This is a genomic window from Allobosea sp. Root483D1 (genome assembly GCF_001429505.1).
Lineage (GTDB): Bacteria > Pseudomonadota > Alphaproteobacteria > Rhizobiales > Beijerinckiaceae > Allobosea.
Map to the genome: position 1 here is coordinate 802,658 of NZ_LMJW01000022.1, position 23,412 is coordinate 826,069.

The window sequence follows — 23,412 nt, forward strand, 5'->3', positions numbered from 1 at the left end:
CGGACGGCCTTCTGCCGGCCCGGCGTTGCGCAAGCGGTGACTTAAGCCGCCTGGGAATAGGTCGCGCCAGCGGGAGTTCGTGCTCCGAGCTGGTAGGTCTGGCCATAGGCTTCGGACGCGCCGCTGATGTCCGACGGCGGTGGTGGCGGAGGCGGCCGGTGCGAGGCGCGCTCTTCCATCTGCTTCTTGAAATCGGCCATCTCTTCCTTGGAGATCTTGCCATCCTTGTCCGCATCCATCGCGGCGAAGAGACGGTTGAGCAGGCCGTTCGAGCTGTCGCCATCAGGTGCGACCACCTTCAGGAATTCGTCCTTGGCGACGCTCCCGTCGGAATTGGCGTCGAGCTTGGCGAAGTAGTTCTTTTCGTCGCCGTCCTTGGCGTCGGCCTTCTTCGCCGTCATGGCGCTGGCCGTATCCGACTGGAGCATCAGCAGGAGGGCCTGCATCTGCTGGTCGGCCTTCTCGAACTTCGCCTTGAAGGCGTCCGATTCCGCCTTGCTGACCGAACCATCCTGGTCGGCGTCCATCGCCTTGAACAGTTTCTCGGTCTTCTTGCTGTCGGCGCCTTTCGGCGCGCCGGCGGCGAATTCAGCGAGGTTGAGCACGTCGTCGTTGCCGTCGAGCTTGTCGAAGCTCGGTGGTTTTCCCGGCGGTGGCGGGCGCAAGCCCCCAACGCCGCTGATGCTTGTCATGCGATACTCCTGTTTACGCGCCGCCCGGGTATGGGCGGCGCGGTCGAGTATCGTGGATAATTATTGGTAAATTCCTAGCGGTCCGGAAACCTTACTGAGCCGAAGGTTCAGCCCGCCAGCACCGCCGTCGCCTCGATCTCGACCATCGCCTCGGGCTCGACCAAGGCCGCGACGGCAACCACCGCCATGGCCGGAAAATGCCGGCCGAAATTGGCGCGATAGGCGGGGCCAAGCTCGGCCAGGCCAGTGCGATAGGCCTCGATGTCGGTGACATACCAGGTCAACCGCACGATATCCTCGACATGACCGCCGCCGGCCTCGACCACCGCCTTGATGTTGGCGAGCGTCTGGCCGACCTGTGCGATGAAGCCCTTGGCGAAGACGCCCTGGGCGTCCCAGCCGACGAGCCCGCCGGTCATCAGCACCCTGCCTTCGGCGACCATGCCGTTGGCATAGCCGCGCGGCAGCGGCCAACCCTCGGGCAGGACGGCGCGGGCGCGGCGCGAGGCGGTATCGGAGGGCAGCGGGCCGCTGGTCATGGCGTGGTCTTTCTCGAACATTGGTCAGGACGCCGAGGCTTCCTGACGCGCGAGCTCGCGCAGGGCGAAGCGTTGCAGCTTCCCGGTAGAGGTCTTCGGCAGGGTTGTCACGAAGGCGATGGCGCGCGGGTATTTGTAGGGCGCGATCGTCGCCTTGACGTGGTCTTGCAGCGCTTTGGCGAGAGCGGCATCGCCGCTGAAACCCTCGCGCAGCAGCACATAGGCCTTCACGATCTGGCCGCGCTCGGGGCAGGGGGCGCCGACGACGCCGCATTCGGCCACCGCCTCATGCGTCAGCAGGCAGGCCTCGACCTCCGGGCCGGCGATATTGTAGCCGGCCGAAATGATCATGTCGTCGGAGCGGGCCTGATACCAGAAATAGCCGTCGCTATCGCGCAGATAGGTGTCGCCGGTGACGTTCCAGCCATCGAGGATGTATTTGGCCTGGCGCGGATCGGCGAGATAGCGGCAGCCTGTGGGCCCACGTACCGCAAGGCGGCCGGGCGTGCCGTCAGGCACCTCCTTGCCGTCCTCGTCGATGATCTTGGCCTCGTAGCCGGGCACCGGCAGGCCGGTCGCTCCGGACCGGATTGTCTCGTGCGGCGCGCCGATGAAGATGTGCAGCATCTCGGTCGCGCCGATGCCGTCCATCAGCGACAGCCCGGTCGCTTCCTGCCAGGCGTCGAAGGTCGCCTTCGGCAGCGCCTCGCCGGCGGAAACACAGATGCGCAGCGAGGAGAGGTCGCGCTCGCCAAGCTTGCCCAGCATGGCGCGATAGGCGGTCGGCGCGGTGAAGCAGACAGTGGCACGATAGCGCTCGATCGCCTCGGCGAGGTCGGGCGGCGCGACCTTGGCCGGCAGGATGCAGGCGGCGCCGATCCGCAAGGGGAAGAGCACGATGCCGCCGAGCCCGAAGGTGAAGGCGAGCGGCGGCGAGCCGATGAAGCGGTCGTCCGGCAAGGCCTTCAGCACGCGTGCGCCATAGGCATCGCAGATCGCCAGCAGGTCGCGCTGGAAATGCATCGTGCCCTTGGGCTCGCCTGTGGTGCCCGAGGTGAAGGCGATCAGGCAGACATCGTCTTGCGCCGTGTCAGCCGGCTCGAAGACTTCGTAGCCGGCTTGTCTCATCAAGGCTTCGAGGGCACCGTCCCCCCATGTGACGATGGTCGAGAGTTCCGGTGCAAGCTGTTGCGCAGCCTTGAGTTCGCCGACCAGCGTCGCGTCGCAGAGCGCCAGCGCGATCTTCGCCTTGCGGATCGGATAGGCGATCTCGCCGGCACGCAGCATCGGCATGGTCGCGACCACGATACCGCCGGCCTTCAGCACAGCGAAATAGGTCGCGACCATCATCGGCGTGTTGGCGGCCCGCAGCAGCACGCGGTTGCCGGGCACCATGCCGAGGTCGCGTGTGAGCACATTGGCGATACGATTCACCGTCTCGGCGAGCGCCTGATAGCTCCAGGTCTCGCTCGGCCCGATCACCGCAGCGCGCTCGCCACGACCCTCGGCGACATGCCGGTCGACGAACTCGGTGACGACGTTGAGCCGCTCCGGATAGCTCAGCCCGGCGGCGGCGAGGTCGAGCCGCGGCCAGCTTTCGCGCGGCGGCAGGTTGTCCCGCGCGAAGCCATCCACATGTCCCGACCGCATGAACCCTGCGGTATCCATCTCGTTCCCCTGGCTTTGTCCTGTCTTGACCACAGCCCTCATCCTGAGGAGCGGACCGAAGGTTCGCGTCTCGAAGGATGCTCCATCTGGTTCCGGAGCCTCCTGGAGCATCCTTCGAGACGCAGCTTTCAGCTGCTCCTCAGGATGAGGGCCGGAGCTAAGTCTTGCCGTTGTTCAGTCCCTCGATATTTTTCAGCAGGTCGCGGGCTATCACGACCTTCTGCACCTCGCTGGCGCCCTCGTAGATCCTGAGCGCCCTGATCTCGCGGTAGAGCTCCTCGACCTTGACCCCGCGGGTGACGCCGAGTCCGCCATGGATCTGCACGGCGCGGTCGATCACCTTCTGGGCGTTCTCGGTCGCGACCAGCTTGGCCAGCGCCGCCTCGCGGGTGACGCGGGGCGCGCCCTGATCCTTGGTCCAGGCGGCGCGGTAGACGAGGAGGGCGGCGGCATCGACCTCGGCCGCACTGTCGGCGATCGCCGCCTGCGAGAGCTGGAGATCGCCGAGCGTGCCGCCGAAGAGCTTGCGGCCCTTGGCATGCGACACGGTCTCGTGCAGCGCGCGGCGGGCGAAGCCGAGCGCGGCGGCGCCAACGGTCGAACGGAAGATATCGAGCGTCGCCATCGCCACCTTGAAGCCGTCGCCCGGCCCGCCGATGCGGTTTTCCACCGGGATGCGGCAATTGTCGAAGCGCAGCGTCGCCAGCGGATGCGGCGCGATTACGTCGATGCGTTCGATGATGGAAAGGCCGGGGGTATCGGCCTCGACCAGATAGGCGGAGAGGCCACGCGCGCCCGGCGCCTCGCCGGAACGGGCGAACACGACGTAATGGTCGGCAATGCCGCCATTGGAAATCCAGGTCTTCTCGCCATCGATCCGGACATGCGTATTGCCGTCCGGCGTCGCGGTCGTCGCCAGCGCCGCGACGTCCGAGCCGGCCTCCTTCTCGGAGAGGGCGAAGGCCGCGATCCTTGCGCCGCGCGCCACCGCCGGCAGGATGCGCGCCTTCATCTCAGGCGAGCCGGCCACCGTGATCGAACCGGTTCCCAGTCCCTGCATGGCGAAGGCGAAATCGGCGAGCCCGTCGCGGGCCGCCAGGATCTCGCGGGCGAGGCAGAGCGTGCGCACGTCGAGCGCGGCATGCAGCCCGCCATACTCGGCCGGTACGGCGGCCTTGAGGAATCCGGCTTCACCCAGCGCCTTCACCCGGGCGCGGCAGGCCTCGTCGACATCGTCATGCGGCAGGCCGGGCAGGGTGGCGTCGGCCCAGGCGGAGAGCCGCTGCGCGAAATCGCGGTGACGCGCCTCGAAGAAGGGCCAGTCGAGCGTGTCGCCAAGAATGCCGACGCCAAGGGATACCATCTCAGTTGCCCTCGAAGACCGGTTTCCGCTTCTCGGCGAAGGCGTGATAGGCGCGGGAAAAGTCCTCGGTCTGCATGCACAGCGCCTGCGCCACCGCCTCCGCCTCGATCGCGGACTCGACCGACATCGCCCATTCCATTTCGAGCATGCGCTTGGTCATGGCATTGGCGAAGGTCGGGCCGTCGGCCAGCTCGACGGCGAGTGCCTGCGCCTCGGCGAGCACATTCTCGCGGGCGATCAGCCGGTTGAGGAAGCCCCAGCGCTCGGCTTCCTCGCCCTTGAGCACCCGGCCGGTATAGAGCAGCTCGGCGGCGCGGCCCTGGCCGATGATCCGCGGCAGCATCGCGCAGGCGCCCATGTCGCAGCCGGCGAGCCCGACGCGGTTGAACAGGAAGGCGATCTTGGTCTCGGCCGTGCCGAACCTGAGATCCGAGGCCATGGCGACGATCGCACCGGCGCCGGCGCAGATGCCGTCGATCGCGGCGATGACCGGCTGCGGGCAGGCACGCACGGTCTTGACCAGCTCGCCGGTCATCCGGGTGAACCTGAGCAGGTCCTTGGTGTCCATCGCGACCAGCGGCCCGATGATCTCGAAGACGTCGCCGCCCGAGGAGAAATTGCCGCCGGCGCCGGTCACCACGATCGCCTTGACGTCCTCTTCCTTCTGCGCCGCCAGGAAGAAGTCGGTCAGCTCGCGATAGCTTTCGAAGGTCAGCGGGTTTTTCTTCTCCGGCCGGTTCAGCGTCACGGTCGCGACCTTGCCGACGACCGAGAGCTGAAAATGCTGCGGCTTGAAGCCGGAGAGTGGCAGGGTGACGGGATTGGCGCTGGTCATTTGGTGTCTCCCGCCGCGGTCGGCGTGCCGTTCTGGCGGTTTCTGATGGCCTGGTGCAGCGAAGCCTTGACCCCGCCGAGCAGCCGGAAGAGCTGGCCGATCTCGGCCGGCCCGAGGCCGGCAAAGAGCTCGGCGATCCAGTCCTCATGGCGCTCGGCCATTGCCTTGAAGGCGCGCCGCCCCTGTGCGGTCAGCGTCAGCACCTGGACGCGCCGGTCCTGCGCCGCCGGGCGCTTGTCGACCAGCCCGTCGGCGAGCAGGCCGGCGACCACGGCAGTGACGTTGCCGTTCGAGACCATCAGACGCTGCGAGACCTCGCCGACGGTCATCCCGGTGGTCGACTTCTCGAGCTGTGCCATCAGGTCGAAGCGCGGCAGCGTCGTCTTGAATTCCTCGCGCAGGCGGGTGCGGATTTCGCTCTCGATCAGCGTCGAGCAGGTCAGCATCCGCAGCCAGAGCCGGAGCTCGTCCTTGTGGTCGCCGGGGCGTTCGCTCGCCTTGGTCTCGCGGTCGAGCGGGGGCGCGCTGGACGGGATTTCCATGGTCAGAACTCCCCGCCATTGATCAGGACGGATTGGCCGGTGATGCCGCGGCTCTGGGCGTCGCAGAGATTGAGGACGGCGGCCGCGACTTCCTCCGGCGTGATCAGCCGGTGCTGCGGATTGTCCTTGGTCAGCTCCGCCAGCGCCTCTTCGCGGCTCTTACCGGTCTTGGCCGCGATCGTGGTCAGGCTGCCGGCGACCATGTCGGTATCGGTATAGCCGGGGCAGACGGCATTGACGGTGACGCCGCTGCGCGCGGTCTCCAGCGCCAGCGAGCGCACGAGGCCGACCACCGCATGCTTGGCCGCGACATAGGCCGAAACGTAAGCATAGCCGCGATGCCCCGCCGTCGAGGCGATTGCGATCAGCCGGCCGGAGCCGCGCTGGGTCATGGCGGGCAGCGCGGGCCGGAAGCAGTTCACCGCACCGATAAGGTTGATCTCGACCATGCGCCGGAACAGCTCGGCATCGCTGCGCTGAAAGCTGGTGCTCTCGGCCGCGCCGGCATTGGCAACGACGATGTCGAAAGGCTGTCCCGCCGCGAGCCCGGCCATCACCTCGCGCACCGCCGCCTCGTCGGTGACATCGACGGAGTGGGCGGCATCCGCAGCACCATCGAGCACAGCCTGTTGCAGGATGTCGTCATTGCGGCCGATGATCGAGACGCGGGCGCCGGCCTGGCGCAGAGCGAAAGCGATGGCGCGGCCGATGCCGCGTCCGCCGCCGCTCACCAGGGCATGCTGTCCCGCCAGAGCCGATGCCATGCCGTTCACTCCCTCTTGGGGTCAATATATTTTAGGTCTGAAACATTTTGCAAGAGGGACGGCGAGAGATGAGGAATGAATATGAAAAATGCCTATTTAACAGCACTTTATATGGCATTCGAGTTGAGGTCAGATGTAATCTCAGGCGCGGCGGGTGCGGCTTTCAGATCGAGGCTTGAGCCAAAATTATTTTAGGTTTAAAATGATTTTATCAGCCAAGGAGAGCGTCATGCGCATTGCGGTGGTGGGCGGCGGGCCGGCAGGTCTCTATTACGCGCTGCTGATGAAGCGGGACTGGCCTGAGCTCGACGTCACCGTCTTCGAGCGCAACCGCCCCGACGACACCTTCGGCTTCGGCGTCGTCTTCTCCGACCAGACGCTCGACCTGTTCAAGGCGGCCGACCTTCCGAGCTACGAGGCGATCGTCCGCAGCTTCGCCTATTGGGACGATATCGAGATTCACTTCAAAGGTACGGTGCGCCGCGTGCCCGGCAACGGCTTCTGCGGCTGCTCGCGCCGGACGCTGCTGATGCTGCTGCAGGAGCGGGCGCGCCAGGTCGGCGTCAAGCTCGTCTTCTCGCAGGAGATCGAGGACGTCGCGGTGCTGAAGCGCGACTACGACCTCGTCGTCGCCGCCGACGGCATCAACAGCCGCATTCGCGAGGGCGATCGCGAGCGCTTCGCGCCCGAGGTCGACCTCAGGCCGAACCGCTTCGTATGGATGGGCTCGACCCGGCCCTTCGACGCCTTCACCTTCTTCTTCAAGCAGACGCAGCACGGCGTCTTCATCGCCCATTGCTACCAGTACGAGCCGGGGCAATCGACCTGGGTGCTGGAAACGGACCCTGAGACCTTCGCCCGCGCCGGGCTGGAAGGCATGGACGAGGCCGGCACGGCCGCCTTGCTCGAGCAGGTCTTCGCCGAGGAATTGCAGGGCCACCGGCTGATCGCCAACCGCTCGCTCTGGCGGCAATTCCCGATGATCCGTTGCAGCAACTGGGTGGTCGACAATGTCGTGCTGCTCGGCGACGCCAAGGCGACGGCGCATTTCTCGATCGGCTCCGGCACCAAGCTCGCCATGGAGGATTCGATCGCGCTGCACCGCGCCTTCCAGCGTGCCGGGCTCGACGTCAAGGCGGCGCTCGCCGCCTTCGAGACCGGTCGGCGCGAGGAAGTCGAGAAGACCCAGCATGCCGCCGACGTCTCGCTGGTCTGGTTCGAACAGCTCAATCGCTTCTGGGATTTCGAGCCGCTGCGCTTCGCCTTCGGCCTGATGACCCGCTCCAAGGCGATCACCTACGACAATCTCGCTCTGCGCGCGCCCGAGTTCGTCGCAGCGATCGACAAGGTGGTCGCCGACGATCTCGGCGCCGACCAGGCCACGCGTCGCGACGGCACGCCGGTGCCGCCAGCGTTCCAGCCTTTCCGTCTCCGTGAGATGAAGGTGGCGAACCGCTTCGTCGTCTCGCCGATGTGCCAGTATTCGGCGCAAGAGGGGCTGCCGGGCGACTGGCACCTGATGCACTATGGTGCGCGCGCCGTCGGCGGGGCAGGGCTCGTCTTCACCGAGATGACCTGCGTCTCGGCCGATGCCCGCATCACCCCTGGCTGCACGGGCCTCTACACCGACGCGCAGGAAGCGGCCTGGAGGCGCATCGTCGACTTCGTCCACGGCAATTCGGCTGCGAAGCTCTGCCTGCAGCTCGGCCATGCCGGGCGCAAGGGTGCGAGCAAGCTGATGTGGGACGGGATGGACCGCCCGCTCGCGGAAGGTGCCTGGCCGATCGTCTCGGCCTCGCCCTTGCCGTACTATCCCGAGAGTCAGGTTCCGCGTGAGCTGACACGCGCCGATATGGACCGGATCACGGCCGATTTCGTCGCGGCGGCCGAGCGTGGCCTGCGCATTGGCTTCGACATGCTCGAGCTGCACTGCGCCCATGGCTATCTGCTGGCGAGCTTCCTCTCGCCGCTGACCAACCAGCGCACGGACGCCTATGGCGGCGCGCTCGAAAATCGCCTGCGCTATCCGCTCGAAGTCTTTGCCGCACTTCGCGAAATCTGGCCAGCCGACAAGCCGATGTCGGTACGCATTTCGGCGACCGACTGGCAGGATGGAGGCATCAGCCCGGACGAGTCGGTCGCGATCTCGGAAGCGTTTGCCGAAGCTGGCTGCGACCTCGTCGACGTCTCGACCGGGCAGACCACGCCGCGGGCCCGGCCGCTCTATGGCCGCATGTTCCAGACCCCGTTCTCCGACCGCATCCGTAACGAGGCCGGCATCGCAACCATGTGCGTCGGCGCCATCACTACGGCCGACCAGGCCAACACGATCGTCGCCGCCGGCCGCGCCGATCTCGTCGCGCTCGGCCGTCCACATCTGGCCGACCCGTCCTTCGTGCTCAGGGCAGCAGCCTGGTATGGCGCGGATGTCGCGCAGCCGGTGCAGTACCAGCCCGGCAAGGACCAGCTGATGCGCAACACGCCGCGCGAGCGGGAGGAACTGGAGACCCTCAAGCTCAAGGCCAAGCCGAGCCGGCATGGCAGCGCGCCGGCTGATGCGATGACCATTCCGGCGGCGCGGGCGGCAGAGTAGCCGGAACTTCCTCATGCAGTGGCGGGTTGATCGAGGAATTCCTCGATCAACCGGAGATTCGCCATGACTGCCAGGACGACGATGCTTGCCCTGCTGACGACGGTCGCACTGACCACCGCCGCCATGGCGCAGACACCTCAAACCACGAAACAGCCCGACAATTCCGGCGTCGGCCCAACCACAACGCATCCGAGCCAGGTCGACAAGGGCCAGAACATGATCCTGCCTTCGGCCGGACAGGCCGGTCAATCGGCAGCGCCGACCATGGTCTACGACTGCAAGAACAAGCCGCAGGATTGCACCACGCCGCCGGCTCCGGGCGACAAGAGCAGCATGCCGAAGCAATCGGAGACGCCGGCGACGCCAGCTCCCTAGAAGTGAGAGAGCGAGCGGTATTGCAAAATTGCAATTCATGATTGGATCGGCGTTGTCTTTATGGCATCGTCGCAACGACTATCTTCCTGGGCAACCGATCCTGCAGCGTCTTTCGATAAGACGCACAACCAAGGGGCCCAGATCATGCAACTCACCGGCGTCCACCACGTCACCGCCATCACCGCCCAGGCAGCCCAGAACCGGCGCTTCTATGTCGAGACGCTCGGCCTGCGCCTGGTCAAGAAGACGGTGAACCAGGACGACACCTCCGCCTATCACCTGTTCTATGCCGACGGCGCCGGCTCGCCCGGGACCGACCTGACCTTCTTCGACTGGCCGACGTCTCCCGCTCGGCGCGGGACAAACTCGATCACTCGCACCTCCCTCAGGGTCGCCAGCGAAGCTTCGCTCGACTTCTGGCGCGAGCGGCTGACGGCGGCGGGTGTCAAGGTCTCCGATACGCGCCTGCTCAACGGCCGCGCCATCATTGATTTCGAGGATCCGGAAGGCCAGCGCCTGACGCTTATCGTCGATGGCGGCGAAATCCCCTTCGTCGCCTGGGAGAAGAGCCCGGTTCCGGCCGAGCACCAGATCCGCGGCCTTGGGCCCGTGACGATCTCGGTGCCGCAGATCGAGCGGACCGAGCTCGTCCTGACCAAGCTGCTCGGGCTGGAGCGCATCGCGGACTATCGCGACGCGGCCCACGCCACCGGCGACATCCATGTCTTCCGGATCGGCGAGGGCGGCCCGGCAGCCGAGCTCAACGTCGCGGTCGAGCCCGGTCTGGCTCCGGCCCGCGAAGGCGCTGGCGGCGTCCACCATCTGGCGCTGCGTACGCCGAGCTTCGGCGAATACGACGCCTGGGCCGAGCGGCTGCGTGAATCCGGCTACCCGAACAGCGGGCCGGTCGATCGCTTCTATTTCCGCTCGCTCTATCTGCGCGAGCCGAACGGGGTGCTGATCGAGATCGCCAGCGACGGACCGGGTTTCGCCGCCGACGAGCCCTTCGAGACGATGGGCGAGGGGCTCGCGCTGCCGCCCTTCCTCGAGCCGAAGCGCGCAGCGATCGAGGCGGGCCTGAAGCCTCTGGCCTGACGAAGTCCGCCCCCTCAAAAAGCGCTGCGGCCACCTCGGCCGCGGCGCGAACGGCTTTTCCGTAAAACTGTTTCGATTCATCGGGAATTAACCAGGTTCGCGCTCAATGCGAGGACGAGGTTGGGGCTTCCCGAGACTGACGAACAGGCCGGTACGGTCTGCCTGGCGCGCGATCGAGGGCGCTGGCGAGACGAGTAGGGCGCTGCGCCTCAGCGGGATGCCTGCATGGTGTCCCGAGGCGTTGCGTATGCGTAGCTCGAACAAGTTCGCCGGCTATTCCTATAGTCTGAAGCGCCGGCGCGGCAGCCCCTTCATCCGCCTTGGCGTCCTCGTGGCCGTCGCCGGTAGCGCGATGGCAGGCGTGTCGGTCTGGTCGAACAGGCAGGCCGAGCATGCGGCGCCTTCGCCGATGCAGAGGCAGGCACAGGCGCATCCGGCCTCTGCCCACAGCCCGACCCCGCTGCTCCGTCCCGGCTATGTCGTCGGCTATGTCGCACAATCGCTCGCCGAGAGCGCGCCGTTGTCGGGGCGCTTCCAGTCGGCGACGTCGGCCCCGCAAGTGGCCATGATCGATCCTGAAACCACCGGCTCGATCGCGCCGTCCGAGCCGGTCGCTCCGAGCGTGGCGACGACTACGATCGCTATCCAGCCGGCGACCGAGCCGCCGCGCATCGCCCTGACCGCGCCCCGTCCCGTCCCGCGCCCGTCCGACCTGAAGCTGCCGACGCCGCCCGAGCCGCGCGTCGCGACACGCGCGACCTCGCGCCAGGGCAAGGACGTGGCCACCAAGGCCGAGGCCACCGCTGACAACCGCTCCTTCTTCGAGAAGCTCTTCGGCGTGAATGCCAATGCGCCGCAGGCCACCGGCGAGCGTCTCGCCTATGCCGCGCCGCAGGACGACATCACCCAGCGCGGCGGCCGCGGCAGTGGCCTCACCGTTGCCCCGGCCCCCATGCCGGCGCCGATGGCCTCGACGACACCGGCCGCCAGCGGCAAAACCGCGGTCTACGACATCAGCGCGCGCGTGGTTCATCTGCCCAATGGCGAGCGGCTGGAGGCCAATTCCGGCTTCGGCGAGATGATGAACGACCTCCGCTTCGTCCATGTCCGGATGAAGGGTCCGACGCCGCCGCATGTCTATAATCTCACCGAGCGCGAGGCGCTGTTCCACGGCGTCCGCGCCATCCGCATGCACCCGGTCGGCGGCGCCGGCAAGATCTTCGGCCGCACCGGCCTGCTGTTGCACACCTACCTGCTTGGCCCGCGCGGCGATTCCAATGGCTGTGTCTCGGTCAAGGACTATGACCGTTTCCTGCAGGCATTCCTGCGCGGCGAGATCAAGCAGCTCGTGGTCGTGGCCGGGCGGAGCTGAGCGCTCGGCAAGCCTTGCGCCATAGGCGCCCGGCGGGTCTGATCTGCGGATGATGGCTCATCTTGCGACGCGCCTGCTCGCACTCACGGCATTGGTGCTCCCACTGGCGGTGGCCGGCCCGGCCGCCGCCGAAGTGCGTCTCGGCAACAATGTCCGCATTGGCGGGCATGATGCCTCGAACCAGCGCTTCGACCGCAGGAACCGCGGCGTCTATCACATCCATGAAGGCCGGCCGCGCAATCCGGGCTGCAGCTGGCGCTCGGATGGAAGGGGCGGGCGGGTCAAGACCTGCCACCTTCAGCGTATCAGGCGGCACTGACAGGAGGGGCCGCGTGAAGCTCGCTTCAGCCGCTAGTCGGCACGGCGGTTTGACCTGGAGCAGGGGTCTACTCACCCGTCATGGCGCTCGCAACGACGGGTGAGCCCCTGGCCTGTGCGCCGCGGGCTCGGGGCTTCGGCCTCTCTCAGAACTCTTCCCAGCCTGCGTCACCGCCACGGGCGTTCGCGACCTTGCGGGAGGGCGCCGGGGCAGAGACAGGCGCAGCGCGCTCACGGCGCGGCGTTGGCTGCTGAGCAAAGGCGGCTTCCGCCAGCGTCCGCAGCCGTTCCGGCTCGGATACGGCCGACTGCTGCGACCCGGCGACAGCGCTCTTGCCGGTCCGGAAGCCGGAGACCAGGGTGTTGAGCTCGCCGATCTTGCTCGACAGCGCGCTGGCGGAGGCGGCGCTCTGCTCGGCCAACGCGGCGTTCGCCTGGGTCATCTCGTCCATATGGGCGACGGTCTGGCTCATCTCCTCGATGCCGTTGGCCTGCTCGCTCGAGGCCGCGGCCACCTCGGAGACGGTCGCCTGGACGTTCTGCGAGGCCGCGACGATTCGGGTCAGCGCATCGCCAGTCTGACGCACCAGCTTCACGCCGGCCTCGACCTCGATGTTCGAGGACGAGATCAGCCCGGAGATGTCCTTGGCCGCCTCGCCCGAACGCTGCGCCAGGGTGCGCACCTCGGAGGCGACGACGGCGAAGCCCTTGCCGGCATCGCCGGCGCGGGCGGCCTCGACCGCCGCATTCAGCGCCAGCAAATTGGTCTGGAAGGCGATGTCGTCGATCACGCGGGTGATGGCGGAAATCTTCTTCGAAGCCTGCTCGATGCGCTCCATCGCCGAGACCGCGTCGGTGACGATGTTGCCACCGGCCTGCGCGACCTGCATGGCTTCGCCGGCCTGGCGCACGGCCTGCTGGGCGGCCTGGGCGGCAGCCTTCACCGAGGCGGCGAGTTCCTCGGTGGTCGCGGCGCTCTCCTCCAGCGAGGAAGCCTGCTCCTCCGTCCGCTTGGAGAGGTCGTCCGCACCCATGTTGATCTCGCGCGCCGACAGGCCGACTTCGGCTGACATGGTCTGGATCGTGCTGACCGTCGAGGACAGGCGCGCCATCGTCTCGTTGATCGCATCCTTCAGCTCGGCGAAGCGGCCGCGATAGGCCGTCGGCACCTGGTTGGTCAGGTCGCCGGCTGCCAGCGCCTGCAGCACCGCGACGAACTCGGTCGTGGCGCTGTCGACGACTGCGTTGATCTCGTTGATCCCGGCGACCAGCTTCTGCATCTGCTCGTCGCCATGGTCGATCTGGAGCCGCGCCGAGAAGTCGCCGGCGGCAGCGGCGGCGACGACCTCGCCGACATCCGACACCACCGAGGCCATCGCCTCGGCCGAGCGAATCCGCGCCGCCGAGGCCGCGCGCTCCTGCTCCTGTAGCAGTGCTACCTGCTCGGTGCTCTGGCGCAGGACGGAAACCGCCCGCGCCATCTCGCCGATCTCGTCGCGGCGCTTGGTATGCGGCACCTCGATCTGGGTCTCGCCTGCGGTCAGGCGGCTCATCGTCCCGCCGAGATCGACCAGCGGACGGATGATCGAGCGCCGTGAGAAGACCAGCGCGCCGAAGATGGCTGCGCCCAGCACCAGCACGAGCGCGACCGGCAGCCAGATCCGGACCTGCCCCAAAAAGGCGCTGGCGTCTGCATCGAGCTCGCTGGCACGCGTTTCGTTGAAGCTGCTGAGGGAGGTGAGCTCTTGCTGAAGCGCCGCGCGGTTCTTCTTGCTGGCGTCGCTGTTGCCCCAGGCTTCGGCGGCCCGCGCCGAGATCTCCCGGACGAGGCGCGTCGTTTCGGTCCGGATGACGATGAACTCGGCGATGAGCCCGTTGATCTTCTCCATGCGCTCGCTCTCGCCGGAAGGGACGATCTCGGCGAGGTCCTTCCGGCGTTGCTCGACATTGAACAGGCCGGCTTCGACCGTTGTCGCAGCGATCCCCGCGTAATGCGGGTTGCGGGCGGTGAAGACCAGGTAGGAATCGGCGACCACCAGGTTGACCGCGACATTGAGCCGTTCGGCGGCGAGGGCGATTTGGCTCTGTTGCGACGAACGGCCGTTCATCGTGTCGAGGCGGGTCATCGCCAGCAATGCGCAGCCGAGTGCAACCAAGGCGCCGGCCGCGACAATCGCGATCAGCCCCAGAATCTGGGTCCTGATGGATTTCATAATGTCCCCTCGCAGGCCGCTATTTTAATTGCGACGCCGCAAGGTAACCTAGGGTCTTGAATCCGGAGTTAACCTGGCCTCAGCTCTTGGCGGCGGCCTTCTTGGGCTTGGCGCTCTTTGCCTTCGCAGGGGCTTTCTTGGCCGCAGCCGGCTTCTTGGCAGGTGCTTTCGTCTTGCCCTTCGCGCCGCCGCCGGCCGCAGCCTTGGCGTTGACCAGCTCGATCGCCTGCTCGGCGGTGATGCTCTCCTGCGCCATGGTCTTCGGCAGGGTGGCGTAGACCTTGCCCCAGGCGACATAGGGCCCGTATTTGCCGGCCCTGACCTCCATCTTGCCACCTTGCGGATGCTCGCCGAGCTCGCGTCCCGGCGTCGCTGCGGCATTGCCGAAGCGGCGGCCACCTGCGCCGCTCTCCTTGGCGACGATCAGGTCGATCGCCCGGTTCGCGCCGATCTCGAGGATGTCGTCTTCCTTGTCGATATTGGCGTAGGTCTTGCCGTGCTGGACGTAAGGACCGTAGCGGCCGATGCCGGCGAGGATCGGCTCGCCGCTGGTCGGATGCTTGGCGACCTCGCGCGGCAGCGAGAGCAAAGCGAGTGCCTTCTCCAGCGTCAACGAACCGACGGTCTCGCCCTTGGGCAGGCTCGAACGCTTTGGCTTCTCGCCCTCGCCGAGCTGGATATAGGGGCCGAAGCGGCCGTCGCGCGCGGTGACTTCGAGATCCGTGACCGGGTCCTTGCCGAGTATCCGCACGCCGTTCTGTGTCTGGCCGCCCTCGGCCGAGGCCTCGCCATCGGCGGCCGAGGCGCTGAGCGGGCGGGTGAAGCGGCATTCGGGATAGTTCGAGCAGCCGACGAAGGCGCCGAACTTGCCGAGCTTGAGCGAGAGCGTGCCGGTGCCGCAGACCTGGCAGGAGCGCGGATCGCCGCCATCGGCGCGCGCCGGGAAGACGTGCTGACCCAGAATACCGTTCAGCGCCTCGAGCACGTCGCCGACGCGCAGCTCCTTGGTTTCGCCGATCGACTTGGTGAATTCATCCCAGAATTCGCGCAGAAGCACTTTCCAGTCGACGTCGCCACTGGAGACCAGGTCGAGCTTCTCTTCCAGGCTGGCGGTGAAGTCGAACTCGACATAGCGCTTGAAGAAGGATTCCAGGAACGCCGTGACCAGCATGCCCTTGTCCTCGGGCACGAGCCGCTTCTTCTCGATCCGGACATACTCGCGGTCGCGCAGTGTCGCCAGCGTCGCGGCATAGGTCGAGGGCCGGCCGATCCCGAGCTCTTCCATGCGCTTGACCAGGCTCGCTTCCGAGAAGCGCGGCGGCGGCTCGGTGAAGTGCTGGTCGGCAGCGATGGCGCGCTTCTCCAGCGGATCGCCCGCCTTCATCGCCGGCAGCTTCTTTGAATCCTCGTCTTCCTCGTCGTCGCGGCTTTCCTGATAGAGCTTCAGGAAGCCGTCGAAGAGCACGACCTGGCCGGTCGCACGCAGTTCGAGAGCGCGGGCGCCGACCTGGGCGGCGATATCGACCGTTGTGCGCTCCATCGAGGCCGATTCCATCTGGCTGGCGATGGTGCGCTTCCAGATCAGTTCGTAGAGCTTGGCCTGCTCCGGTTCGAGATGGCGCGCGACCATGGCCGGAAGCCTGCCCATATCGGTCGGGCGGATGGCCTCGTGGGCCTCCTGCGCGTTCTTGGCCTTGACCGTGTACTTGCGCGGAGCGTCCGGCACGTAATTGTCGCCGAACTCCTTGCCGATGACCTGCCGGGCCGCCGTGATCGCCGAGCCGTCCATGTCGACGCCGTCGGTTCGCATATAGGTGATCAGGCCGACGGTCTCACCGCCGGTATCGACGCCCTCATAGAGGCGCTGCGCCACCTGCATGGTGCGGGCCGGCGCCATGCCGAGCTTGCGCGAGGCCTCCTGCTGCAGGGTGGAGGTCTGGAAAGGCGGCTGGGGGTGGCGCCTGACCGGCTTGGCTTCGACTTCGGCGACCGAGAACCTCGCGGTCTCCAGCGCGGCCTTGAAGGCCGCGGCCTCATCGCCTGTGCCGATGTCGAGCCGCGTGATCTTCTTGCCGTCGGCGCCGGAGAGGCGGGCGTCGAAGGTCGCGCCGCTGCCGGTCGCGAGCGTCGCGATCAGCGACCAGTATTCGCGCGCCCGGAAGGCCTCGATCTCGCGCTCGCGGTCACTGACCAGGCGCAGCGCGACCGATTGCACGCGGCCGGCCGAGCGGGCGCCGGGAAGCTTGCGCCAGAGCACCGGCGAGAGCGTGAAGCCGACGAGATAGTCGAGTGCGCGCCGGGCTAGGTAGGCGTCGACCAGCGCCTGGTCGATCGGGCGCGGATTGGCCAGCGCCTTCTGCACGGCGTCCTTGGTCACGGCGTTGAAGGTGACGCGCTCGACCGGGATGCCTTTGAGCACGCGCTTCTGGTTCAGTGCCTCCAGCACATGCCACGAAATCGCCTCGCCCTCGCGATCCGGGTCGGTGGCGAGAATGACCTTCTCGGCGTTCTTTGCCGCCCGCGCGATCTCGGCGACCTGCTTGGCGCCGCGCCCTTCCGTCTCCCAGAGCATGGCGAAGTCGTTATCGGGATCGACCGAGCCGTCCTTCGCGGGGAGATCGCGAATGTGCCCGAACGAGGCGATCACCTCGTAGTCGGGCCCGAGATACTTATTGATCGTCTTGGCCTTGGCCGGCGACTCGACGACGAGGAGCTTCATGACGCTTCAAATCTCATAAACAAGAGGCGAGGCCCGGACACGTATCTTTCCGGCCTCGCCGAACTTGGCGCGGGGCGCGTTGATAGCGGTTCGGGATTGCGCGCGAAAGTGGTTCACGCGGCCGATCCTGTCAAACCCGATTCTGCTTTTCGGAGCAGGGCGGTCAGGCTAGGTCAGCAGCCGTCGCTGTTTCCTGCGCCGATTTTGGAGAGCTGAGCATGTCGTCGCAAAACCGGACAACCCGGCTGACCTCTCTCGACATTCGCGGCCGCAAGGGTGGCGAGCCGCTCGTTTCCCTGACTGCCTATACGGCGCCGATGGCGCGGATCGTCGACGAAGTCGCCGACGTCGTGCTGGTCGGCGACTCGCTCGGCATGGTCGTCTACGGGCTCGACAGCACGGTTCCGGTGACGCTGGAGATGATGAGCCTGCACGGTCAGGCGGTGACGCGCGCCACGGCGCGCGCGCTTGTCGTGATCGACATGCCCTTCGGCAGCTATGAAGAGAGCCGCGAGCAGGCCTTCCGCAACGCCGCCCGGCTCCTCAAGGAGACTGGCGCAGGAGCGGTGAAGCTCGAGGGTGGCGTCCGCATGGCAGAGACGGTGCGCTTCCTGGTCGAACGCGGCGTGCCGGTGATGGGCCATGTCGGCCTGACGCCGCAGGCGGTCAACACACTCGGCGGCTACAAGGCCCAGGGGCGCAGCAGGGCGCAGTGGCCGGCGCTCATCGCCGATGCCGAGGCGATTGCCGATGCCGGCGCATTCTCTCTCGTGGTCGAGGCGGTCGCCGAGCCGTTGGCGGCCGAGATCACCGGCCGGATCGCGATCCCGACCATCGGCATCGGCGCCTCCGCCGCCTGCGACGGGCAGGTGCTGGTGCTCGACGACATGCTGGGCCTCACCGGCCGGGTGCCAAAATTCGTCAAGGCCTATGGCGATCTCGCCGGACAGGTGCGCGAGGCGGTGCAGACCTATGCCGCCGAGGTGCGCGGCCGCCAGTTTCCGGGCGAGCAGCACGTCTATGCCTTGAAAGCGGAGTGACCCACAGGGAACACGCGCGCTGCCTTGCGCTGGCCACGACTCGCCCCTAAACAGCGGTCTTCAAATGACATCGTCCGCACCGCTCTATCCGCACCGGCACCTCCTCGGGATCGAGGGGCTGTCTCATTTGGATATCGAGGCGCTGCTTGAGCGCGCCGAGACCTATGTCGCGCTCTCACGCCAGATCGAGAAGAAGACGGCGACGCTGCGCGGCCGGACGCAGATCAACCTGTTCTTCGAGCCCTCGACGCGCACGCAGGCCTCGTTCGAGCTCGCGGGCAAGCGCCTCGGCGCCGACGTGATGAACATGTCGGTCGGCTCCTCCTCGGTGAAGAAGGGCGAGACGCTGATCGACACCGCCGCGACGCTGAACGCGATGCGGCCCGACATCCTGGTAGTCCGCCATCACGCGGCCGGCGCCGTCAACCTGCTTGCCCGCAAGGTCGATTGTTCCGTGGTCAATGCCGGCGACGGCGCCCATGAGCACCCGACGCAGGCGCTGCTCGACGCGCTGACGATCCGCCGCAACAAGGGCCGCATCGCCGGGCTGACCGTCGCGATCTGCGGCGACATCCTGCATTCGCGCGTCGCCCGCTCGAACATCATCCTGCTGAGTGCGCTCGGCGCCAAGGTACGCCTGATCGCACCCTCAACCCTGCTGCCGACCGGTGTCGAACGGATGGGCGTCGAGGTCTTCCGCGACATGAAGAAGGGGCTGGAGGGCGTCGACATCGTGATGATGCTGCGCCTGCAGCTCGAACGCATGAACGGCGCCTTCGTGCCATCCTCGAAGGAGTATTTCCGCTATTTCGGGCTCGATCGCGAGAAGCTCTCGCTGGCCGCGCCGGATGCGCTCGTGATGCATCCCGGCCCGATGAACCGCGGCGTCGAGATCTCGTCGGAGGTGGCCGACGGCGCCCAGTCGCTGATTCGCGAGCAGGTCGAGATGGGCGTTGCCGTGCGCATGGCGGTGCTCGACGCGCTCGCGCAGCACCTGCCCAATGGCTGAGCGCGATGGAGGCCTTCCTCGCCTGGCTGCTGCGTCAGATGCACCGGGCTCGGATAGTCTTCGTCGGCCTCTACCTCCTGGTCATGGCCGGTTTCGTCTATGCCGAACCGCGCTCCGCCTGGACCTGGCTGATCGTGCTGCTCGGCGCGCTGCTGTGCGTCGGCATCTGGGGGCTGGTCGGGTTCTGGCATTACGTCTTCACGCAGCGCCGCGAGCGCGAGAACGGGATCGAGCGTAGCGATGGCTGACAGCAGCGGGCAGAGTGGCGACGTTGCGATCCTCGGCGCGCAGCTGGTCGATCCAGCTTCCGGCCGCGAGGGCGTCGGCAGCGTCTTGATCCGCGACGGTGCGATCGCCGATGTCCATTGGGGTGGCGATCGCCCGGAGCTGCCAACCGGCATCGCCGTGGAAGAGGCCCGGGGACTCGTGCTCGCGCCCGGTCTGGTCGATCTCCGCGCCTTCCTCGGCGAGCCCGGCGCCGAATTCCGCGAGACGCTCGGGACGGGCTCGCAGGCGGCCGCGGCCGGCGGCGTCACCACGGTGATCTGCCGCCCCGACACCGATCCGCCGATCGACGATCCCTCCGTCATCGATTTCATCAAGCGCCGCGCCCGCGACAAAGCGATCGTCAACGTCCTGCCGGCGGCGGCGCTGACCAAGCGGCTGGCAGGGAAGGAGATCACCGAGTTCGGCCTGCTGCTCGAAGCTGGCGCGGTCGCCTTCAGCGACGGCGCCAACGGCGTGCGCAACCCGCAGCTCATGCGCCGCGCCATGATCTATGCCCGCGACTTCGACGCGCTGCTGATGAACCATGTCGAGGATCCGGATCTTCGCGGCGACGGCGTGATGAACGAGGGCGAGTTCGCCAGCCGCAAGGGCCTGCCGGGCATCCCGCACGAGGCTGAGACGGTGATGCTGGAGCGCGACCTGCGCCTCGCCCGTGCCACCGGCGCCCGCTACCACGCCGCCATGATCTCCTGCTCGGACTCGCTCGCCCTGATCCGCCGGGCCAAGGAAGACGGGCTCAACGTCACCTGCGGCGTCTCGATCAACAATCTCTGCCTGAACGAGAACGATGTCGGCGAGTACCGCACCTTCTGCAAGGTCTCGCCGCCGCTCCGGCACGAGGACGAGCGGCTGGCGATGATCGAGGCGGTGGCCGAAGGCCTGATCGACGTGATCGTCTCCGACCATGATCCGCAGGATGTCGAGACCAAGCGCCAGCCTTTCGCCGAGGCGGCCAATGGTGCGCTCGGCATCGAGACGCTGCTGCCGGCGGCGCTCAGGCTCTATCACAGCGAGCAGATCGGCCTGGCGTCGCTGTTCGCCGCCCTGTCGAGCCGGCCGGCTGAGTTGCTGGGCCTGGGCTGCGGACGACTCGTGGCAGGCGCACCGGCCGACCTCGCTTTGATCGACATCGACGCACCCTTCGTCGTCGACAAGCGCAAGCTCAAGTCGCGCGCCAAGAACTCGCCCTTCGACGAGGCGCGGCTGCAGGGGCTGGTGCAGGCGACCCTGGTCGGCGGCCGGGTGGTGTATCGCGGCGAAGCTGCGTAAGCTTGGGCCAAGACGGGCAGGGGAGATTACATGGCTGAGGCGTTCGCTTGGGCGTATCCGGGCCCGATGGGGCTCGCCGCGCTCGTCCTCGGCTATCTCTGCGGCTCGATCCCGTTCGGCATCATCCTGACACGACTTTCAGGCGGTCCGGACCTGCGCACGATCGGCTCCGGCAATATCGGCGCGACCAATGTCCTGCGCACCGGCAACAAGAAGCTCGCCGCGCTGACGCTCATTGGCGACATGCTGAAGGGCACCGCCGCGGTCCTGCTCGCCGGCTGGCTGCTCGGCGGCAAGAGCGCGGCGCTGGCCGCCGGTCTTGGTGCCTTCATCGGCCATCTCTTCCCGGTCTGGCTGCGCTTCAAGGGCGGCAAGGGTGTCGCCACCTTTCTCGGCATCCTGATCGGGCTGAAATGGTCGATCGCGCTGATCTTCGCTGCCGTCTGGCTCAGCATCGCCTACCTGACCAAGTACTCGTCGCTCTCGGCCCTGATCGCCAGCCTGCTGACGCCGCTGCTGCTCTGGTTCTGGGTGCGCGATGCCCAGGCGGCCGGGCTGATGGCGATCCTCGCGCTGCTGCTCTGGTTCATGCACCGGGAGAACATTGCGAGGCTGTTCTCTGGCCGCGAAGGCAAGATCGGACAGAAAGGCTGAATGCCGATGGCCGGTTTCGCACTCGACGACCGGCAGCGACTAGACTGGCTCCGCCTGATCCGCAGCGAAAGCATCGGCCCCCGCACCTTCCGCACCCTGGTCAACCGTTTCGGCGGCGCGGCTGGCGCGCTCGAAGCCTTGCCGGAACTCGGCCGGCAGGCGGGGCGTACGCTGAGGCTGTGCCCGCTCGCCGAAGCCGAGCGGGAATTCGAGGCACTGCGCCGGCGTAGCGCCCATCTGATCGCGCTCGGCGAAGCCGCCTATCCCGTGCCGCTGCAGGCGATCGATTCGGCCCCGCCGTTGATCGCGATCGAGGGCGACCCGGCGGTGCTGAACCGCCCCTGCGTCGCGCTGGTCGGCTCGCGCAATGCCTCCGCCGCCGGGCTGAAGTTCACCGCGACGCTGGCGCGCGAGCTGGGCGAGGCCGGCTTCGTCGTCGTCTCTGGCCTGGCCCGCGGCATCGATACGGCAGCTCATCAGGCGAGCCTGGAGAGCGGCACGATCGCCGTGCTGGCCGGCGGGCTCGACGAGGTCTATCCGCCCCAGAACATCCCCTTGCTGGAGCGCATCCGCGGGCGTGGTGCGGCGCTGAGCGAGATGCCGCTCGGCTGGACGCCGCGTGGACGTGACTTCCCGCGGCGCAACCGCCTGGTCTCTGGCCTGGCGCTCGGGACGGTGGTGGTCGAAGCGGCACGCAAATCCGGCTCGCTGATCACCGCGCGCTTCGCCAACGAGCAGGGCCGGCAGGTCTTCGCCGTGCCGGGCTCGCCGCTCGATCCGCGTGCCGAGGGCGGCAATCATCTGATTCGCGAAGGCGCGACCCTCTGTGCCGAGACGGCGCATGTCGTCGATGCGCTGACCCCGATGCTCCGACAGGGCGACCTGTTCGGCTCCGCACCCATTCTGGCGCGCGAGGAGGTCGGAGCGGAGCGCCAGAAGGAAGCGCTCTGGGAGGAGCTCGATCTGCCGGACATCCTGCCGGCGCCCAAGCTCGAGCTCGAACGCGAGTCTCAGCTGCAGGACGGTCTCGTCGAGGAGGCGCCCCGTCGCCGCTTGCTCGAGCTGATCGGGGCGACGCCGGTGGCAATGGACGATCTCGTTCGCGCCAGCGGCCGGCCCGTACGCGAAGTCAGCCAGATCCTGCTCGAACTGGAGCTTGAAGGCGTGGTGCAGCGCCACGCCGGCGGCGCGCTTTCACGACTGGCATGAGCCCGGCAACTGCGAGGGCTCAGTCCGCCGCATCGCCCCAACGGCCTCGCTCGCGCTCGGCTTCCGCGGCCGCAAGGTCGAGGAGGGTGACCAGCAGGTCGAGATCGGCGGCGCGGGCCTGGCTGCCGAGGTCGGCGAGCAGCGTCCCCGCCTTGAAGGCGACATCGCGCTGCAGATCGCGTTGACGCGCTCTCTGAGCGACGAGGAGTTGCAGCGCCAGGGCTTCGGACTCGCCGCGGGCCTGCAAGCCGCGAGGTGCCGCAAAGTCAATGGAAGTGAAAGGCATAGTCGTCGGAGACGCCGGCATGGGGCACTCCCGTAAGGTTGCGTATTAGTGTCTATACAACCTATGATTTAATAATCTGCAAAAGACGGAGCGCTCAGGTCGAGATGTCCGGCTTGGATGCTTCGCCGAGCTGCAATTGGCAGGTTCGGCGATTGATCGCAGCCTCCAGCCGCGTCATGTCGACAAAATAGGCGAGGCTGCTGAGCTGTGCCGCCCGGGCCATTGCGCCGAGCTCGATGCTGATCTCTTCGATATAATATGCAACTTCTAATTGCATTCGCGCGAGCGCGTCCATGCTGTGGGGGCCGGGCGAGGCCAGCGAGCTGCGGCCGGGGCGCCCAACTTGGGGCAAGTGATTGTCATCCGGATAGATTTTATCTTCCTTGCCTCGCCGTGACACTGCTTTTCGCATCTCGTCTGTCCTCGCGGTCGCATCAGCCTGAGGAAACGAACCGGTGTTTGATGAACGCTATTCTTGCTACCGACCTTCGCAGAATGCAATCACTGCGTGTATAAAATTTCTTGTGATGGAACGTTTTGCCGGCCCGCGCGTTTTTCACCAGTCGCAA

The 23,412-nt window shown here is 67.1% G+C and carries 22 protein-coding genes; 11 read left to right on the top strand and 11 right to left on the bottom strand.

Annotated elements, in window-relative coordinates; translation table 11 throughout:
* Positions 1-41: 41 nt before the first annotated feature.
* The 7 genes from ASE66_RS26500 to ASE66_RS26530 all read right to left on the bottom strand — a co-directional run bounded on the left by ASE66_RS26500 (position 42) and on the right by ASE66_RS26530 (position 6,403).
* Positions 42-692, bottom strand: a complete 651-nt coding sequence (locus ASE66_RS26500; RefSeq protein ID WP_057192705.1) for an EF-hand domain-containing protein — start codon at positions 690-692, stop codon at positions 42-44.
* Positions 693-799: 107 nt separating this feature from the next.
* Positions 800-1,252, bottom strand: a complete 453-nt coding sequence (locus ASE66_RS26505; protein ID WP_156412336.1) for a RidA family protein — start codon at positions 1,250-1,252, stop codon at positions 800-802.
* A gap of 3 nt (positions 1,253-1,255) precedes the next feature.
* The gene (locus tag ASE66_RS26510; protein ID WP_244495071.1) at positions 1,256-2,881 is read right to left on the bottom strand and encodes a benzoate-CoA ligase family protein; all 1,626 of its coding nucleotides are present in this window, start codon (positions 2,879-2,881) and stop codon (positions 1,256-1,258) included.
* A gap of 175 nt (positions 2,882-3,056) precedes the next feature.
* The gene (locus ASE66_RS26515) at positions 3,057-4,262 is read right to left on the bottom strand and encodes an acyl-CoA dehydrogenase family protein (protein WP_057192707.1); all 1,206 of its coding nucleotides are present in this window, start codon (positions 4,260-4,262) and stop codon (positions 3,057-3,059) included.
* A 1-nt stretch (position 4,263) separates the two neighbouring features.
* Positions 4,264-5,097, bottom strand: coding sequence for an enoyl-CoA hydratase family protein (locus tag ASE66_RS26520; protein WP_057192708.1), 834 nt, complete (start codon positions 5,095-5,097; stop codon positions 4,264-4,266).
* Positions 5,094-5,639 carry a MarR family winged helix-turn-helix transcriptional regulator gene (locus ASE66_RS26525; RefSeq protein ID WP_057192709.1) on the bottom strand — a complete coding sequence of 182 codons (546 nt, stop codon included), beginning with the start codon at positions 5,637-5,639 and terminating at the stop codon, positions 5,094-5,096. The genes ASE66_RS26520 and ASE66_RS26525 overlap by 4 nt, the downstream gene beginning before the upstream one ends.
* Before the next feature lie 2 nt (positions 5,640-5,641).
* Complete coding sequence (locus ASE66_RS26530; RefSeq protein WP_057192710.1) at positions 5,642-6,403, bottom strand: SDR family NAD(P)-dependent oxidoreductase; 762 nt, start codon at positions 6,401-6,403, stop codon at positions 5,642-5,644.
* Positions 6,404-6,632: 229 nt separating this feature from the next.
* On the opposite strand from ASE66_RS26530, the gene ASE66_RS26535 reads away from it, so the two are divergent.
* The 5 genes from ASE66_RS26535 to ASE66_RS26555 all read left to right on the top strand — a co-directional run bounded on the left by ASE66_RS26535 (position 6,633) and on the right by ASE66_RS26555 (position 12,157).
* Positions 6,633-8,996 carry a bifunctional salicylyl-CoA 5-hydroxylase/oxidoreductase gene (locus ASE66_RS26535; RefSeq protein WP_057192711.1) on the top strand — a complete coding sequence of 788 codons (2,364 nt, stop codon included), beginning with the start codon at positions 6,633-6,635 and terminating at the stop codon, positions 8,994-8,996.
* Positions 8,997-9,059: 63 nt separating this feature from the next.
* Positions 9,060-9,371 carry a hypothetical protein gene (locus tag ASE66_RS26540; RefSeq protein ID WP_057192712.1) on the top strand — a complete coding sequence of 104 codons (312 nt, stop codon included), beginning with the start codon at positions 9,060-9,062 and terminating at the stop codon, positions 9,369-9,371.
* Positions 9,372-9,515: 144 nt separating this feature from the next.
* On the top strand, positions 9,516-10,466 hold the full coding sequence (locus tag ASE66_RS26545) for a ring-cleaving dioxygenase (RefSeq protein ID WP_057192713.1): 951 nt from the start codon (positions 9,516-9,518) through the stop codon (positions 10,464-10,466).
* A 247-nt stretch (positions 10,467-10,713) separates the two neighbouring features.
* Complete coding sequence (locus tag ASE66_RS26550) at positions 10,714-11,838, top strand: tlde1 domain-containing protein (RefSeq protein WP_057192714.1); 1,125 nt, start codon at positions 10,714-10,716, stop codon at positions 11,836-11,838.
* A 49-nt stretch (positions 11,839-11,887) separates the two neighbouring features.
* A complete protein-coding gene (locus ASE66_RS26555; protein ID WP_057192715.1) occupies positions 11,888-12,157 on the top strand; it encodes a hypothetical protein in 270 nt (89 codons plus the stop codon).
* Between the two features lie 145 nt (positions 12,158-12,302).
* Here ASE66_RS26555 and ASE66_RS26560 read toward each other — a convergent pair whose 3' ends face one another.
* Positions 12,303-14,369, bottom strand: a complete 2,067-nt coding sequence (locus ASE66_RS26560) for a methyl-accepting chemotaxis protein (protein ID WP_057192716.1) — start codon at positions 14,367-14,369, stop codon at positions 12,303-12,305.
* Between the two features lie 79 nt (positions 14,370-14,448).
* Positions 14,449-17,088: a type I DNA topoisomerase gene (gene topA / locus ASE66_RS26565; protein ID WP_057192717.1), complete on the bottom strand. Its 2,640-nt coding sequence runs from the start codon at positions 17,086-17,088 to the stop codon at positions 14,449-14,451.
* A 218-nt stretch (positions 17,089-17,306) separates the two neighbouring features.
* On the opposite strand from topA, the gene panB reads away from it, so the two are divergent.
* From panB to dprA, 6 genes are all read left to right on the top strand, one after another.
* A complete protein-coding gene (gene panB, locus ASE66_RS26570; protein WP_057192718.1) occupies positions 17,307-18,128 on the top strand; it encodes a 3-methyl-2-oxobutanoate hydroxymethyltransferase in 822 nt (273 codons plus the stop codon).
* A 64-nt stretch (positions 18,129-18,192) separates the two neighbouring features.
* A complete protein-coding gene (locus ASE66_RS26575) occupies positions 18,193-19,137 on the top strand; it encodes an aspartate carbamoyltransferase catalytic subunit (protein ID WP_057192719.1) in 945 nt (314 codons plus the stop codon).
* A 5-nt stretch (positions 19,138-19,142) separates the two neighbouring features.
* Entirely contained in the window at positions 19,143-19,385 is a 243-nt protein-coding gene (locus tag ASE66_RS26580) for a hypothetical protein (protein WP_057192720.1), read from the top strand.
* Entirely contained in the window at positions 19,378-20,694 is a 1,317-nt protein-coding gene (gene pyrC / locus ASE66_RS26585; RefSeq protein WP_057192721.1) for a dihydroorotase, read from the top strand. The genes ASE66_RS26580 and pyrC overlap by 8 nt, the downstream gene beginning before the upstream one ends.
* 30 nt (positions 20,695-20,724) lie before the next feature.
* The gene (gene plsY / locus ASE66_RS26590; protein WP_082613748.1) at positions 20,725-21,348 is read left to right on the top strand and encodes a glycerol-3-phosphate 1-O-acyltransferase PlsY; all 624 of its coding nucleotides are present in this window, start codon (positions 20,725-20,727) and stop codon (positions 21,346-21,348) included.
* Positions 21,349-22,557, top strand: coding sequence for a DNA-processing protein DprA (gene dprA, locus ASE66_RS26595; protein ID WP_082613749.1), 1,209 nt, complete (start codon positions 21,349-21,351; stop codon positions 22,555-22,557).
* 19 nt (positions 22,558-22,576) lie between these two features.
* Here dprA and ASE66_RS26600 read toward each other — a convergent pair whose 3' ends face one another.
* Together ASE66_RS26600 and ASE66_RS32270 are read right to left on the bottom strand one after the other, a co-directional pair.
* The gene (locus ASE66_RS26600; protein WP_156412337.1) at positions 22,577-22,804 is read right to left on the bottom strand and encodes a hypothetical protein; all 228 of its coding nucleotides are present in this window, start codon (positions 22,802-22,804) and stop codon (positions 22,577-22,579) included.
* A gap of 133 nt (positions 22,805-22,937) precedes the next feature.
* Positions 22,938-23,255, bottom strand: coding sequence for a hypothetical protein (locus ASE66_RS32270; RefSeq protein ID WP_156412338.1), 318 nt, complete (start codon positions 23,253-23,255; stop codon positions 22,938-22,940).
* Positions 23,256-23,412: the final 157 nt, after the last annotated feature.